The organism is Rhizobium sp. BK313 (assembly GCF_014193655.1).
GTDB lineage: Bacteria > Pseudomonadota > Alphaproteobacteria > Rhizobiales > Rhizobiaceae > Rhizobium.
Genome location: NZ_JACHZQ010000004.1, coordinates 620,877 through 633,684, shown reverse-complemented (window position 1 = coordinate 633,684; position 12,808 = coordinate 620,877). Strand labels below are relative to the sequence as shown.

General features: G+C 55.0%; 16 protein-coding genes. 9 read left to right on the top strand and 7 right to left on the bottom strand.

The window, feature by feature from the left end; genetic code table 11:
* Positions 1 to 64 precede the first annotated feature (64 nt).
* Positions 65 to 949: a 3'(2'),5'-bisphosphate nucleotidase CysQ gene (locus FHT86_RS23140; RefSeq protein WP_133709791.1), complete on the bottom strand. Its 885-nt coding sequence runs from the start codon at positions 947 to 949 to the stop codon at positions 65 to 67.
* Positions 950 to 1,100: 151 nt separating this feature from the next.
* Here FHT86_RS23140 and FHT86_RS23135 point away from each other — a divergent pair, with 151 nt between their 5' ends.
* The 5 genes from FHT86_RS23135 to FHT86_RS23115 all read left to right on the top strand — a co-directional run bounded on the left by FHT86_RS23135 (position 1,101) and on the right by FHT86_RS23115 (position 6,637).
* A complete protein-coding gene (locus FHT86_RS23135; protein WP_133709790.1) occupies positions 1,101 to 2,645 on the top strand; it encodes a bifunctional aminoglycoside phosphotransferase/ATP-binding protein in 1,545 nt (514 codons plus the stop codon).
* A gap of 499 nt (positions 2,646 to 3,144) precedes the next feature.
* Positions 3,145 to 3,792 (top strand): BON domain-containing protein, encoded by a 648-nt coding sequence (locus FHT86_RS23130; RefSeq protein ID WP_133709880.1) that lies wholly within the window; start codon positions 3,145 to 3,147, stop codon positions 3,790 to 3,792.
* Positions 3,793 to 4,175: 383 nt separating this feature from the next.
* The gene (locus FHT86_RS23125) at positions 4,176 to 4,610 is read left to right on the top strand and encodes a universal stress protein (RefSeq protein ID WP_133709788.1); all 435 of its coding nucleotides are present in this window, start codon (positions 4,176 to 4,178) and stop codon (positions 4,608 to 4,610) included.
* The gene (locus FHT86_RS23120) at positions 4,600 to 4,776 is read left to right on the top strand and encodes a hypothetical protein (protein ID WP_166656916.1); all 177 of its coding nucleotides are present in this window, start codon (positions 4,600 to 4,602) and stop codon (positions 4,774 to 4,776) included. Before FHT86_RS23125 ends, FHT86_RS23120 begins: the two co-directional genes overlap by 11 nt.
* Positions 4,769 to 6,637 carry a heavy metal translocating P-type ATPase gene (locus FHT86_RS23115; protein WP_133709787.1) on the top strand — a complete coding sequence of 623 codons (1,869 nt, stop codon included), beginning with the start codon at positions 4,769 to 4,771 and terminating at the stop codon, positions 6,635 to 6,637. The genes FHT86_RS23120 and FHT86_RS23115 overlap by 8 nt, the downstream gene beginning before the upstream one ends.
* Before the next feature lies 1 nt (position 6,638).
* On the opposite strand, the gene FHT86_RS23110 is transcribed toward FHT86_RS23115, so the two are convergent.
* Positions 6,639 to 7,460, bottom strand: a complete 822-nt coding sequence (locus FHT86_RS23110; RefSeq protein WP_133709879.1) for a universal stress protein — start codon at positions 7,458 to 7,460, stop codon at positions 6,639 to 6,641.
* A gap of 91 nt (positions 7,461 to 7,551) precedes the next feature.
* Positions 7,552 to 7,719, bottom strand: a complete 168-nt coding sequence (locus FHT86_RS23105) for a hypothetical protein (RefSeq protein ID WP_166656915.1) — start codon at positions 7,717 to 7,719, stop codon at positions 7,552 to 7,554.
* Positions 7,720 to 7,802: 83 nt separating this feature from the next.
* Between FHT86_RS23105 and FHT86_RS23100 the strand changes: the two genes are divergently transcribed.
* Positions 7,803 to 8,309 (top strand): Hsp20/alpha crystallin family protein, encoded by a 507-nt coding sequence (locus FHT86_RS23100; protein ID WP_133709786.1) that lies wholly within the window; start codon positions 7,803 to 7,805, stop codon positions 8,307 to 8,309.
* 91 nt (positions 8,310 to 8,400) lie between these two features.
* Here the strand turns inward: FHT86_RS23100 and FHT86_RS23095 are convergent, their stop codons facing one another.
* Positions 8,401 to 8,565 carry a BON domain-containing protein gene (locus FHT86_RS23095; RefSeq protein ID WP_210297853.1) on the bottom strand — a complete coding sequence of 55 codons (165 nt, stop codon included), beginning with the start codon at positions 8,563 to 8,565 and terminating at the stop codon, positions 8,401 to 8,403.
* Positions 8,566 to 8,602: 37 nt separating this feature from the next.
* Positions 8,603 to 9,436 carry a universal stress protein gene (locus tag FHT86_RS23090; RefSeq protein ID WP_183868881.1) on the bottom strand — a complete coding sequence of 278 codons (834 nt, stop codon included), beginning with the start codon at positions 9,434 to 9,436 and terminating at the stop codon, positions 8,603 to 8,605.
* Between the two features lie 180 nt (positions 9,437 to 9,616).
* On the opposite strand from FHT86_RS23090, the gene FHT86_RS23085 reads away from it, so the two are divergent.
* Together FHT86_RS23085 and FHT86_RS23080 are read left to right on the top strand one after the other, a co-directional pair.
* Entirely contained in the window at positions 9,617 to 9,967 is a 351-nt protein-coding gene (locus FHT86_RS23085) for an MBL fold metallo-hydrolase RNA specificity domain-containing protein (protein WP_312862467.1), read from the top strand.
* A 52-nt stretch (positions 9,968 to 10,019) separates the two neighbouring features.
* Entirely contained in the window at positions 10,020 to 10,376 is a 357-nt protein-coding gene (locus tag FHT86_RS23080; protein WP_183868879.1) for a hypothetical protein, read from the top strand.
* 154 nt (positions 10,377 to 10,530) lie between these two features.
* On the opposite strand, the gene FHT86_RS23075 is transcribed toward FHT86_RS23080, so the two are convergent.
* The gene (locus tag FHT86_RS23075) at positions 10,531 to 10,956 is read right to left on the bottom strand and encodes a DUF2267 domain-containing protein (protein ID WP_133709784.1); all 426 of its coding nucleotides are present in this window, start codon (positions 10,954 to 10,956) and stop codon (positions 10,531 to 10,533) included.
* Between the two features lie 327 nt (positions 10,957 to 11,283).
* Between FHT86_RS23075 and FHT86_RS23070 the strand changes: the two genes are divergently transcribed.
* Complete coding sequence (locus FHT86_RS23070; RefSeq protein WP_133709783.1) at positions 11,284 to 11,784, top strand: cytochrome b; 501 nt, start codon at positions 11,284 to 11,286, stop codon at positions 11,782 to 11,784.
* Between the two features lie 134 nt (positions 11,785 to 11,918).
* Here FHT86_RS23070 and FHT86_RS23065 read toward each other — a convergent pair whose 3' ends face one another.
* A complete protein-coding gene (locus FHT86_RS23065) occupies positions 11,919 to 12,656 on the bottom strand; it encodes a CBS domain-containing protein (RefSeq protein ID WP_133709782.1) in 738 nt (245 codons plus the stop codon).
* Positions 12,657 to 12,808 lie beyond the last annotated feature (152 nt).

Sequence of the window (12,808 nt, the reverse complement as noted above, 5' to 3'; positions counted from 1 at the left end):
CGACCGCCGAGAACAGGACGCAGAGATTGAAGACGTTTCCTAGCGAAATTCGATTAATCGAATCTCAGTTAACCGGCAGTGATTCAACGATGTCGACCGCAGCCAGAGCAAGTTCCGCGGTTGCGCTGGCCACAAAGCCCTCGATTACCTGTCCCTCTTCAAGATGGTACCTAAGTTGTTTGCCGTCCGGTCGTAAAACCACACCCCCCACGGCGCCGATCAGGGCTTGGCCTGCCGCGCAGTCCCAGACCATTGTCGACGACAAACGCGGATAAAAATCTGCTTCACCAGTGGCAATGAGGGCGAACTTCAATGAGGATCCAAGATGTCGGACTGACGATGGTCCAAGCTTGCGCAACAGCAAGCGCGTCCTCTCGTCCGGGTGGGAACGGCTGACGACAATACGTGGGGGTTTGCTGGATCTTCTGAGAGGGGGAAGCTGTCGGCGACCGCCCTTTCGATCTTCCTCGAACGCTCGTCCCATACCGTCGGAAAAGAAAAGGCGGCGATGAGCCGGAGCGTATAAGATTGCGGCAGTCGGGGCGCATTTCTCGATCAAAGCGATGTTGATTGTGAAGTCTTTTCTGCCAGCAATGAATTCCTTGGTTCCGTCGATCGGATCGATAACGAACATTGGGCCATCAACGGCCGGCAAGGAGCCAGAATTCTCTTCGCTTAGAATTGGAATATCTGGAGCGAGTTGTTGGCAGGCTTTGCACAATAGCGTGTTGATCTCAAAATCGGCCGTGGTAACAGGTGACCCGTCTGGCTTTGTCATCACCTGACCTGCAGCCTTCCACCGCATCATTGCGACGTCGCCCGCAAGGCGAACGGATGGCAATAGAGCTTGAATCAACAATTCTCGCGACTGGTGGGGCACTTGCATCTCCGCGCATGAGCTTGAACGCCACATCCTAAGTGCAAGGGAAGCAGGCACCTTGATCCTCATCAATGCGTCCACGGTCGGATATGATTTGGTAAAGGCGCCTCAGAGGTATTGTTCCGATGGGGTTATCGGGCCGCCGCCTCACCGCCTTTTGGGGGAGAGTGGGGAGGCGGTGGTTCGATTTGGGAATGTCTGGCAAAGACGAGAAGCAGCAATGATTGTCGACGACCAGTACGCGGCCATAGCCTTTCTAAGCGATCCGAAATCCTACGGTGTGGGCTCGGCTGTAGAGGTGATCGAAACGCATATTTCACGAATCTTCTTAGCGGGCGACCGCGCCTACAAAATGAAAAAGGCAGTGAAACTTCCTTATGTCGACTTCTCAACCGCAGCTCTGCGTTTGAACGCATGTCGCAAGGAGTTAGAGCTAAACAGCCTGACCGCGCCCGGGCTCTATCTCGACGTCAAGACGCTGGTTAAAGACGACAGCGGGACCGTTTGTTTTGGCGAGGAAGGCGAGTGCATCGACGCCGTCGTCGAAATGGTTCGCTTCGATCAGGATCTCCTATTCGATAGGCTAGCGATCGCCAACAGGCTTACAGATGATCTCATGACGTCAACTGCTCGGATGATCGTTCGCTTCCACCAAGATGCCGTGGTCGCTCAGGGCCTGGACGGCGCCGTTCAGATGGAAACTGTTCTGGCCATCAACGATGCTGGATTCGCGACCAGCACTGTGTTCGCCGAGCATGAGGTCGCGGTATTCAGTCAGCTTTTTCGAGACGTGCTTAAACAGCATTGGGAACGATTGCGGGAACGTAGCGCGGCAGGGAAGGTGAGGCGTTGTCACGGCGATCTGCATCTGCGAAATATTTGCCTTCTTGACGGCCGGCCGCGCCTATTTGACTGCATTGAGTTCAATGATGAGATCGCCACGGTCGATGTTCTCTACGACCTCGCCTTTCTTCTTATGGACCTCTGGTATGAAGGCCATCAACATCATGCCAATCTCGTTGCGAACCGCTATTTCGACGAGTCCGACAATGAGGACGGATTTATCCTTCTGCCCTTCTTCCTTGCTGTCCGCGCTGCCGTCAGGGCCCATGTCACAGCGACCCAAGCCGAAACCGCAACGGCGAATAAAGACGAGTTGTCCGCTGAAGCCCGACGCTACTTCGATTTGGCAAGAGAACTGCTCGAAACAAAGGCATCACGCCTGATCGCCCTTGGCGGACTGAGTGGGTCCGGCAAAACAACGGTTGCGGAAGCGCTTGCTCCCCACGTTGGCGTGCCGCCGGGAGCCCGGATTGTCGAAAGTGATCGCGTTCGTAAAGCCATGCACGGTGTATCTGCCGAAACGCATCTCCCGAAGGCTGCTTATCGGCCAGAAATATCCAAAAAGGTCTATGCGGAGATGGTTCTGCGCACCGACATTATCCTTGCCGACGGCGGATGCGTTGTTGCCGATGCCGTCTTTGACGATCTCGACCACAGAAATGCAATTGAAGCGACGGCACGTCACCGAAACGTTCAATTCGATGGTATCTGGCTTGAAGCCGATCCCGCATTGCTTTGGAAGCGAGTGTCCGTTCGGCGAGGCGGCCCTTCGGACGCAAATATCGAAGTTTTGGAAATGCAGCTAGCGCGCCGTTTTGATAACATTGCATGGCGCAAAATGGATGCGTCGCAGAGCGTCAAGTTCATTTGCGAGGAGATTTTGGCGAAGGCCCTCTCTGAGACGGCCGCGGTGCGGGCATGAATTGTCTCTGACATATTTGATTGACGAACATTTCTACACATCTTGGGCTTCGGAGCCGATTTGGTTCATCGCGACGCGGGATGGCTGATCATCTCCTGCTCTCTGTTTCGTTCTTAGTGATGATCGGGGTGCTTGGGGTTATTTTGATCAAACCTGCAACGCGACTACGGCAAGAAGATTACAAGTCGTAGCGCCATCTGCTCGAGCTGAAAGAAACGCTTTGACCGGAGTCAAATAAGCTCGAACAAGATATTGAACCAGACCGGAGGCCGATGCGACTGGGATAGTATTGTCGCATCGTGATGATCGGAGAGCCCAAAGCGCAAGGCCCGACCTCCCAGCCGTCTGCCTCGATCCATTTCTACTGCAGCAAGCAAGGATCTCCTTGGCCGTCGCTTTCGATCAGCGTTAAACTGTTGCCTCGGTTTATTGACCATAATCAATGTTGCATCGCCTGACCGATCATATCGTTCTTCCGTTGAGAGAACCGGAGCGGGTTATGGACGACATCACTCTGAGACAGAGTATCCTGGACAAACTCGAATTTGAGCCGAGCGTTGATGCTGCCAATATTGGCGTGACTGCGGACAATGGGATCGTCACCCTCACTGGACACGTCAGCACATGCGCGGAGAAGGAAGCTGCCGAGCGCGTTGCCAAGCGCATGAAGGGTATTCGCGGTATAGCCCAGGAGATTGAAGTGCGCTTTTTTGGCGCGAGGAAGACCGACAATGACGACATTGCTCGACGCGTAGTCAAGATGTTGGATTGGAATGTCTCCATTCCGAAGGAAGCCGTGCAGGTCCGGGTGCGCAAAGGCGTTGTTACCCTCACCGGCAAGGTCGAATGGCAATACCAGAAGAATGCCGCTGCTGATGCGGTCAGAGACCTTGCCGGCGTTGTCAGCGTTTCGAACCTCGTTGAAGTCGCTCCCCGCGTCAGCGCGGCGGACGTCAAGAAGCGCATCGAGAATGCTTTGGAGCGTAATGCCGAACTTGAGGCGAAGGCAATTCATGTCGATGTCTCCGGCGGCAAGGTTACCTTGAAAGGCAGGGTCAAGACTTGGTCTGAACGGTATACGGCCGAACGCGCGGCATGGTCGGCTCCGGGTGTCACCACGCTCGATGATCAGCTGTCCATTGGTTGAGCAGATTTCGACAAATGTCGCGGCAGACAGAGGCTGTCGCCGCATCAAGATGCGAAGACGGATGCAACAACTATGAGCGCGACTTATACGCGAACAGGCGAAGCACTTCTTGCAGGTGCCGGGTACTCCCTCCCGCATCATCACCGGGACTGTGACTTTTGCCTCGACCAAACAGCGAACAACGAATGGCAAATTACGGTCCTGTCACCTAGCGCCCGTGCGTGGGTTCATAACGAATTGTGCAGTCCTCTCGGCCAAAGTTTAAGCGACAGCTTCAAAGTGGATATACTGAGTGCAGACCAATTTCTCAAAGAAGCACGTGCGCTCGGATTTCGAACCGAATTTGTCGGAAGAAGCGGCAAAGATCTCTTCTGAGGTGAAACATGTATAAGACAATCGTTTGCGCAGTGGGCCTTGGATCACGAGAAAGGGCCGAGCATCTGGTTCGCACGGCTCAGGCGCTTCTCGACACCGATGGAAGCTTGCATGTGGTTCATGTCGTGGAGCGTTTTCCTTCGCTTGTTAGTCAAGGACCAGACGACTGGGCTGTCTCGGTGATCGATGAGGCCGAAAAAAAGCTGTCACTGCTCTGCAAGCAGCTGTCGGTTCCTGCACTTATCCATGTTCGCACAGGCCGTGCCGCCGATACCATCCTGGCAATTGCCGCTGAAACCAAAGCTGATTTGATCGTCGTCGCCGCCCACGCCTCCGACATCCTCGATCGCGTCTTCGGATCCACCGTCGACCACATTATGCACCATGCAAAATGTTGCGTGCACGTCGATCGGATTATTCCGAGGCGAAGCAATGAAGACTGAAGGTATCGAATACTGCTTTGAGAAGCGGCGGGGCGCCATCGCAAACGATCTCGGCCGAATGTTCACTGATGATGATGGCGCCGATCGCATATCCAGCCGTGTTGTTCTTGATAGAGACATTGGCGTCCCCGCCGAATCCGACAGCGCCGAACAAGCTCATGCGTGAGGTCGTCGACCCCGTAGAGACAGCCGCCTCTGGCCAAGGGCCCACCGTCCTTTCTCTGATCCTGCGAGCCCGGCCAACACTGCTCCTTGTCTTAGCGGCCGTTGGTCTTGCAGCTGGTACGCTATTGCAGTGGTTTAGCGTTTCTTCCTGGTCAGTCTTGACTCTGATTGGTGGAGCGGTCGTCGTTTTGCTCGCGCTTGTGACCGAGGTTGTCTTTAGCTTGCGCAAAGGCGAATTCGGCCTGGATATCATCGCGGCTCTCTCCATGAGTGCGGCACTTTGGTTCGGTGAATATTTTGCAAGCGCAATCATCGCCGTGATGTATGCCGGGGGACAATTTCTGGAAAGTTATGCTCAAAAGCGAGCGGAGAGTGGGATGACGGAGCTTCTGTCGCGAGCGCCGCGCGTGGCTCTGCGGATCACTGATGCGGGTCTGTCGGATGTTCCCATCGCCCAGGTCGTCGCCGGCGATAGGCTTCTCATTCGCACAGGCGATCTGATCCCGGTCGACGGCCATATCGAGAGCGGACTCGCCGTCTTGAATGAGGCAGCTTTAACCGGCGAGTCCTCGCCTATGCGGCGGGATCCGAGTCAGATGATCATGAGCGGTGCATCCAATGTTGGCGATGCCTTCGAAATGATTGCAGTTTGTTCGGCGGCCGAGAGCACCTATGCCGGCATTGTTCGCCTGGTCACGCAGGCGCGAAGCTCCAAGGCGCACATGTCCAGACTGGCTGATCGCTATTCACTTGCCTTCCTTGCATTGACTCTCGCAATTGCCGGGCTTGCTGCATTCTTCTCAGGTGATCCGGCCAGGATTGTCGCAGTGCTCGTCGTTGCGACTCCTTGCCCCCTCATTCTTGCTGTTCCCGTCGCCCTCGTGGCTGGAATGTCGAAAGCTGCGCGAACCGGTATCCTGATCAAAGGTGCGAGCGCTCTAGAAGCCCTGGCGGCAATCACGGTCGTCGTCTTCGACAAGACAGGTACTCTGACCACCGGAGAGCCGACCGTCACCCGGATTGAGACAAGTCGGGATCCCGATGAACTGCTTGCCCTTGCGGCATCTTTGGACCAGGCGTCCGCACATACGATCGGTCGCACCATCGTCGAGGAGGCGAAGAAACGCGGTCTCAGGCTTTCGAAGCCCATAACGGTCAAGGAAGTGCCAGGAGAGGGCATTGAGGGGTTTGTTGGCAATCGCAAGGTCGCAGTCGGCGGTTGGAATTTCATCGCTGCGAAGACGAAGCTCGTTGCTCGCCCCCTGGGAAGCGCTAGACGTTCAGCCATGAGTTATGTGGCAGTCGACGGAACATGTGCCGGTACGATTGTCCTTGAGGATCCGATACGAAACGACGCCTCGGCAGCGATTGACTGCCTTCGACAGTCGGGTGTCAAGCGCTTCACTCTTGCCACCGGCGACAGGATGGAAGTCGCTAGTGCAATCGGTAAAGTTCTTCGTCTTGATGCCGTGAAGGCGGAGCTCACGCCGATCGAAAAGGTGGAAACCGTTAAAATGGAAGGAAAGCACGGTCGCGTGATGATGATCGGCGACGGTGTCAACGATGCGCCGGCGCTGGCTGCTGCCGATGTCGGCGTTGCCGTTGGCCAGCGAAATCTTGCTGCAGCAGCGGAAGCAGCAGACGTGGTCTTGTTGCGCAATGACCTTCGACACATTGCAGCCTCGCTGGAGATAGCGCGCCGATCCCGGACGATCGCCCTTCAGAGCGTCTACTCGGGAATCGGGCTTTCGGTCATAGCTATGATTGTCGCGAGCCTCGGATATCTGACACCGGTGCAGGGGGCGCTGTTGCAGGAAGTTATCGACGTCGCGGTTATCTTCAACGCCCTGCGCGCACTTTAGGTTAATGGGAAATCAGAACAGGCATCTCAAGTCTGGTCAGCAACGATCGGGTGACACCTCCGAGGATAAATTCGCGCAGTCTGGAATGCCCAAATGCTCCGGCGACAAGTAGGTGCGAGTAATTTTCTTTGGCGACAGATTGGATGACGTCGGCCGCCTGTTCCTTATGGGCTTTGACGGAGGCGGTCTCGACATTCAGGCCGGCATTGCGAAGCACGGTCGCGAACCGATCGCGGGCCTTCTCATTGATTGGCTTGTCATCAGTGACGGAGATCAACACGACTCGCGATGTATTCTCCAAGAGCAGTCGCGCACCCGTGAGTGCGCGCGATAGGTTAGCGCTCCCGTCCCAGGCAATCGCTATCGTGTCGATCCGGCCGCAGAAATTGTCCGAAGGAAACAGGACGAGAGGCCGGCCGCTTTCAAACAGAATGCTCTCGACAATTGGCCTTGTTACCACAGATGCTTCCATGATCGAAAAGTCGTAAGCGCGCGAAAGCTCGGCCAGTGTGCTGGCGACGAAGGGCTCCCGCTCTTCGAATGGCTGAATCAAGGCCCGTATTCCCGCCTTCTGTGCATAATCATGGACCGTCTCGCTCAGTGCCGTTCCATTGTCGCGGCTAAAGTGCTCCGCCTCGGAACTCATTTTCTTCGCATCGGCTTTGGGTAAAAATGATTGCGGGACAGGTGGCATCCTAATTTGCAAAACGCTTGCGGTGAGGTCGGCCTTTTGATGGCGGGCGAAGTCGACGGCATTCTGGACGACAGCAAACGAACTGGCCTCCGGATAAGTGACCAATGGCAAATGGAATTGAGGTTTCATATCAATCTCCTCACACACACTGCCGTCACGATTGCTCACCCGGTCCATCCTCACATTGATGAAAGTCAAGGTCTCCAGCTCGCCGGGCGGCTTATGGGTTCACAATGGTTTCCGCCACCGGCGCATGAGGCCACTGGCCCGGGCCTTCCGTCGCCTGAAGCGGCATTCCCTTCTTCATAATATTTCCGACGCCGACTGCGCCGTCACTGTCATTTTGATGCGGGTCAATGAAATGCCGGGCAGCAAAGATTTTAATCAACTTGCGTCTCACGCAGACGATTTGGAAAAGGACCGAGGATGAAGGGAAGTCCTAACGGTCACCGTAACGAAGAGGAGAAAGATATGGCCGATACGGCGAAGAAGCTCCCTGTGAGCCCTGAGAACAAACCTACACCCGCGATGGAACGCTGGTCGCCATTTGATAGCTTGCGGTCGGAGATCGATCGTGTCTTCAACGAATTCACGCCCGGCTTTTTCGACCGCACATTCGCCCGCTTGCCCACCGCCTTCACGCGCGGCGTGCCGGCGGTCGACTTCGTCGAGTCCGACAAATCCTATGAGCTTACGGCGGAGCTGCCGGGCATTGAAGCTAAGGAACTGGACGTGACGCTCGCAAACGGCATTCTGACAGTCAAAGGCGAGAAGCAAGAAAGCAAGGAAGAAAAGGCGAAGGAATTCTACCTTTCAGAACGCCGCTATGGCTCGTTCCAACGTAGCTTCCAGCTTCCCGATGGCGTTGAAGCGGATAAGATCGATGCCTCTTTTTCGAACGGCGTTTTAAAGGTTGTCCTGCCGAAAACACCTGCCGCACAAAAGAATGACCGGAAAATCACCATCAAGACAACCTAACGGCGCTTTGGGTGATCGTCGCGGCTCGGCTGCAATATCGCCAAAGCGCGGAGATGGACAAAGGGAGGGGCCTGCCCTCCCTTTTTTGGTATCAGCCGACATGAAGGTGGTTTTCAACAATCGTGACGCCGGGGACTGACCACGCGGCCTGCTCTGCCGCGCGCAGCTCATTCAATGCGTGCACGTCGCCTTCAAGTACGACTCTACTGTCGGACACGCGAACGTTTATCGCGTTTGCGCCAGCCGGAAAGATCAATTGGAAGCGCCCGGAGAAGTGCTCTGGGCGCCTTTTGTCAGTGGGCGAGAAACAGAGGTATATCGGAGTCTTCCAGCATGGATCGCGTCACGCCTCCAAACAGACGTTGCTGCAGCCGTGGATGATTGTAGGCACCCATGACGATCATGTCGGCAGAGATGTCGAGCGCGTGCTGTCGCAGCGTTTCGTCCACCCGTCGCCCACCGCTTGCGACGCGATCCACATTGACCTTAACGCCATGCCTTGCAAGAAAGGTTGCAACATCCGCGCCGGGTTCTTCACCGTTGACGGAGCTTGAGGCAAGCGGATCAACAAGTGTTACATGGACTGAGTCGGCCGCCTGCAAGAAATCGATCGACTGACGCGCAGCGCGCGCCGCTTCGTCGCTCGAATCCCAGGCCAGCAAGATTGCTTTTGGCGCGAGCCCCATCGTTTTGCTGCTCGGGTTGACAAGCATTGGTGTCGGCGATTGAAACAATGCCCCATCGATCACTCTTCGGCGAAGCTCCTCGTTGCGGGTGGCTTGCGGGCCAATAAGGACGAGATCGGCATAGAGTGCTCGTTCGGCAATATCCTGATCCGCCCAGGCGAATTCGGTATAGACCTCTTGCACGTCATAGGACATCTCGCTCCTGCCGAGTAACGCTCTAGTATCGGCCGCCTTTTCAGCCAAGGCGTCGATTTCGCGTTGTTGGTCTTGAAGCCAAACGGCGGAGAGGACGCTATAGGCGCCGACTGGAGGGGCTGTGCACATTGAAACTATAAGTGCTGTTAGATGGGCGTCGTGTGTTCGGCAAAAGTCGACTGCACTTTTCAGGTCATTGTCGAAGCGATTGACGTCGAGGACACTCAGGACAGTTTTGATGGCCATGGTCAGTTCGCCTTTCCTGTTGGAGATGACCAAAGGGTAGTCTTCATTGCATCTCCGTTTCCTTGATCTTTCTCAAAGCGGACAAGGATCTGCGCATATAAAGTCGATGGACATCCGAGGAGAGGCGAAGACTGATCCAGTTTAACATTTCTGTGGTGCAGCCGGGTCAGCTACCGGTTCGTGTTTCGCGCTTCAGAATTGATCGATTGGATTGCGGCCCGAGAGCCGATCCGATCGGGATTGTTTCTGGTGCACGGTGAGCCGGCCGCGCTGGACCAATTAAAATCTCGTCTGCCCTTGGAAAAATCAGATGCAGGGATCATAGTACCAGCGCTCGATGATGGTTATCGTCTGACTAGAAAAGCAGCGGTCCCGATTGCACCCACAGCACCGGCACCTCGTCCTGCTCCGCGAGACCTCGGGCATACAGATTGCCACAATGACTATCAGTCGAACGTTCTCGATTTGGAGGACCGCTTACGAAATACCGCCGATAAAAAGGGGACGTTCCATCATTTTGCGGCGGGTTAAAAGAGCCCTCGATGGGGAAGTCGGTGGAAGCTAGTTCCACGGGAGGAAAACCATGTTGATAACAGATCGGGAATGCCGGAGAGGTGGAGAGCGGTTTGCCGTGCCGACGCTCGGTGAAGTCGAGGGAAAACTCTTTGTTTCGGAGGTTGTCGCAACAAGTTGCCTGCGTCAGCTCTTCGCCGGACCGGACATTGACCCTTTGGCCTCAATAAGGCGAAGAACCAAACAAGCGCTTCAAAATCAATGCACAAAAGTAGGACTTTGCTGCGAGGACACCGATGCTGCAGTGGACTACGCCTTTCAACTACTCGATGCAGCTGTCGAAGCTGTCGCCAACCAACCCAAACCGAAATTCAAACGCTCTGAGACGGTCCATGGGTTGAGCCGTATGGTCGCATCAAAGCATTAGCTACCATGAAAGCAATGGCAAAAAACAACGATGCGATCTTTGAGTAAGCTCGCCATGCGAGCGCGCAAGCTGGTCTCCGCTACAAATGTGACCAGCGCGAAAATGATGACAGCATCCGAAGGTGGAAGATACTCGCTTGGATTGCGCGTCTATTCTACTCTACCTGCCATAGGGGATCGAGTGAAGCGCGCATCGTCGATTTGATCTTCTTTATAGTTGGTGCGTTCAAACGATGGTTGAGCAACTTGAAGACGTTCGTCACTGCCTGCTCGGTATCCATACCATTTTTAAATTTTGACCGCTTCTCAAATTGCGTGATGAATTCATTCTTACTTAGACATGGCCGAAATTCTTCTGGCTGCCAATTTTCGTAGAACATCCCCCGGATTAACACAGGCAGCTGGGACGAGAAGTCGGCCATTGCTTTCTGGTTCATCGAATCTCGAAGCGTGTGCAGGATGGAACGAAGACAATCGTACGCTTGCCGCCGTTCGCAGTGAAGATGTTCGGATGGCTCCGACACCCAGATCTCCGCCTGTCGCGCGGCGTCTGGGAACGTGTGGGATGGGACATAGTTCATGGCAAGCCTCCTCTATGGAGGCAATTGACACTCATTTTTCGAGAGCGGACATTGCTCTGGATCAAGATCGCGGTTTTTCGCCGGACCGTCGGGTCCAGTCGCGTGGAACTTTTGATTTGCGACAAATCAATGGTGTGTGTCGCCTCTTAGCTACAATGATTGATGGGACGCGTCGAGCTGGCTCAGCCTTATGAGTGGCGATGTCAAAGCCGGGCAAATCGGTCCGGCCGAGATGCTCATGAGCTCAACTAGCGTCAATTCATGTGAATGTCAGCTCAGACAAGCATCTTGAAATCCCATGGATTTGTACCCTGAGCGAGGTCATTTATGACACAATCAATGCCGTCGAAATATAGCCCAATGCAACGCCTCCTTCACTGGACTATTGCATTGCTGATTTTTTTTAACCTCCTGTTCCCCAATGGCATGAACGCATGGCATTACGTCGTGCGACAAGGCGGGAAACCATCGGCGGATGACGTTTCAGCCGCAAACATCCACGCCTATGTTGGAATTGCCGTCTTGGTCCTCGCGATGCTGCGCTTGGGCGTGCGATTTATCCAAGGGGTGCCGGATGAGGCTGCCAACGAACCTGCGCTTTTCCGGATTGCAGCGCGATTGGCGCATGTGGCTCTGTATGTGTTCATTTTTGCAATGCCTTTGTCCGGCATTGCCGCCTACTATTTTGGTGTCGAGTTGCTGGGTTCAGTCCATGCTGACATTTTGAAAGTCATGCTATGGGCTTTAATTGTTGCTCATGTCGCCGGTGCTCTGGCCCACCAATTCTACTGGAAGACGGATGTCCTGAGGCGAATGACAATCGGCTAGCGGCGCAAAGTCTCGGATGAGATCATCTAAAAAATGGACAATATGCTCTACAGGCAAGCAAGACAAAGGGAAGGGTGAAACGCGTAGGCGGGATGGCAGATCGATCACCACCATCCCATCCTACCGCCCTCCCGCTAAACCAACGGCGATTGCTCCGGTTTGGCGGGTTCAGTCGGTGCTGGCATGGCGGCGCCAAAATATGGGTCGATCCATGTGATCTGGTCGGAAACCTGCTTCACGCCGGGCACATTTTCTGCCGCAACTTTCGCCGCGAGGCGTTCGCGTTCATCGAAGATGCTCCCAGATAACTCCGCTACCCCATCGATGACCTTCACATTGATAAAGCCATTTCGGCTCCAGCTCTGCTGCGAGAGCTCCGCAACGATCGCTTCCTCGATGTCCTCGTCCTTTGTGGATGCTGCCTTGTTTGGCAGGAAACGGATCAAAGCCTGCAACAGATCTGATCGGCACACGATCCCAACGACTTTGCCTTTCACCACGACGGGGAGACGTTTGATGCCATATTTCTCCATCACGTCGACAGCTTCGTTGATCATGCTGCCAGGCAGGATGGTGTGTACGTCCGACGTCATCACTTCGTCGACGCTCCGGCCGTGTGAACGAACATACTCGTCGGCAATCTTGCCGGGGCTGGTGAAAAAATCGAGCAGCCAGGAGCGCTTGCGTTCGGTGCTCAGTTCGCCGCGGCGAAGGAAATCGCCCTCGCTGACGATGCCGATAAGATTTCCCTCATCGTCGACAACGGGCAGACCGCTGATGCGATGATCGAGCATGATCTTTGCCGCCTCGGCGACGGGCGTTTTGGGGCTAACGGTGATAGCCGGTGCGGTCATGATTGCTTGAATAAGCATTGCGCGTCTCCTGGATGCTGATCTAGCCTGCGGTCGCTAAAAGCACTTTGCGCCTTTCGACGAATGAGGGTTAACAAGCCCGCCATTCCGGTGCTTTGATCATCGTCAGTTTGAGAGCGCTGTTTGAGATCCTTCAGGGCGCCTAATCTTGA

Excerpts from the sequence above, each read along its gene's own strand:
- FHT86_RS23070 (WP_133709783.1), top strand. The coding sequence starts at position 11,284 with ATGACACAATCAATGCCGTCGAAATATAGCCCAATGCAACGCCTCCTT.
- FHT86_RS23140 (WP_133709791.1), bottom strand. The coding sequence starts at position 949 with ATGAGGATCAAGGTGCCTGCTTCCCTTGCACTTAGGATGTGGCGTTCA.
- FHT86_RS23075 (WP_133709784.1), bottom strand. The coding sequence starts at position 10,956 with ATGAACTATGTCCCATCCCACACGTTCCCAGACGCCGCGCGACAGGCG.
- FHT86_RS23110 (WP_133709879.1), bottom strand. The coding sequence starts at position 7,460 with ATGAAACCTCAATTCCATTTGCCATTGGTCACTTATCCGGAGGCCAGT.
- FHT86_RS23125 (WP_133709788.1), top strand. The coding sequence starts at position 4,176 with ATGTATAAGACAATCGTTTGCGCAGTGGGCCTTGGATCACGAGAAAGG.
- FHT86_RS23135 (WP_133709790.1), top strand. The coding sequence starts at position 1,101 with ATGATTGTCGACGACCAGTACGCGGCCATAGCCTTTCTAAGCGATCCG.
- FHT86_RS23100 (WP_133709786.1), top strand. The coding sequence starts at position 7,803 with ATGGCCGATACGGCGAAGAAGCTCCCTGTGAGCCCTGAGAACAAACCT.
- FHT86_RS23080 (WP_183868879.1), top strand. The coding sequence starts at position 10,020 with ATGTTGATAACAGATCGGGAATGCCGGAGAGGTGGAGAGCGGTTTGCC.
- FHT86_RS23115 (WP_133709787.1), top strand. The coding sequence starts at position 4,769 with ATGCGTGAGGTCGTCGACCCCGTAGAGACAGCCGCCTCTGGCCAAGGG.
- FHT86_RS23065 (WP_133709782.1), bottom strand. The coding sequence starts at position 12,656 with ATGCTTATTCAAGCAATCATGACCGCACCGGCTATCACCGTTAGCCCC.
- FHT86_RS23120 (WP_166656916.1), top strand. The coding sequence starts at position 4,600 with ATGAAGACTGAAGGTATCGAATACTGCTTTGAGAAGCGGCGGGGCGCC.
- FHT86_RS23130 (WP_133709880.1), top strand. The coding sequence starts at position 3,145 with ATGGACGACATCACTCTGAGACAGAGTATCCTGGACAAACTCGAATTT.
- FHT86_RS23090 (WP_183868881.1), bottom strand. The coding sequence starts at position 9,436 with ATGGCCATCAAAACTGTCCTGAGTGTCCTCGACGTCAATCGCTTCGAC.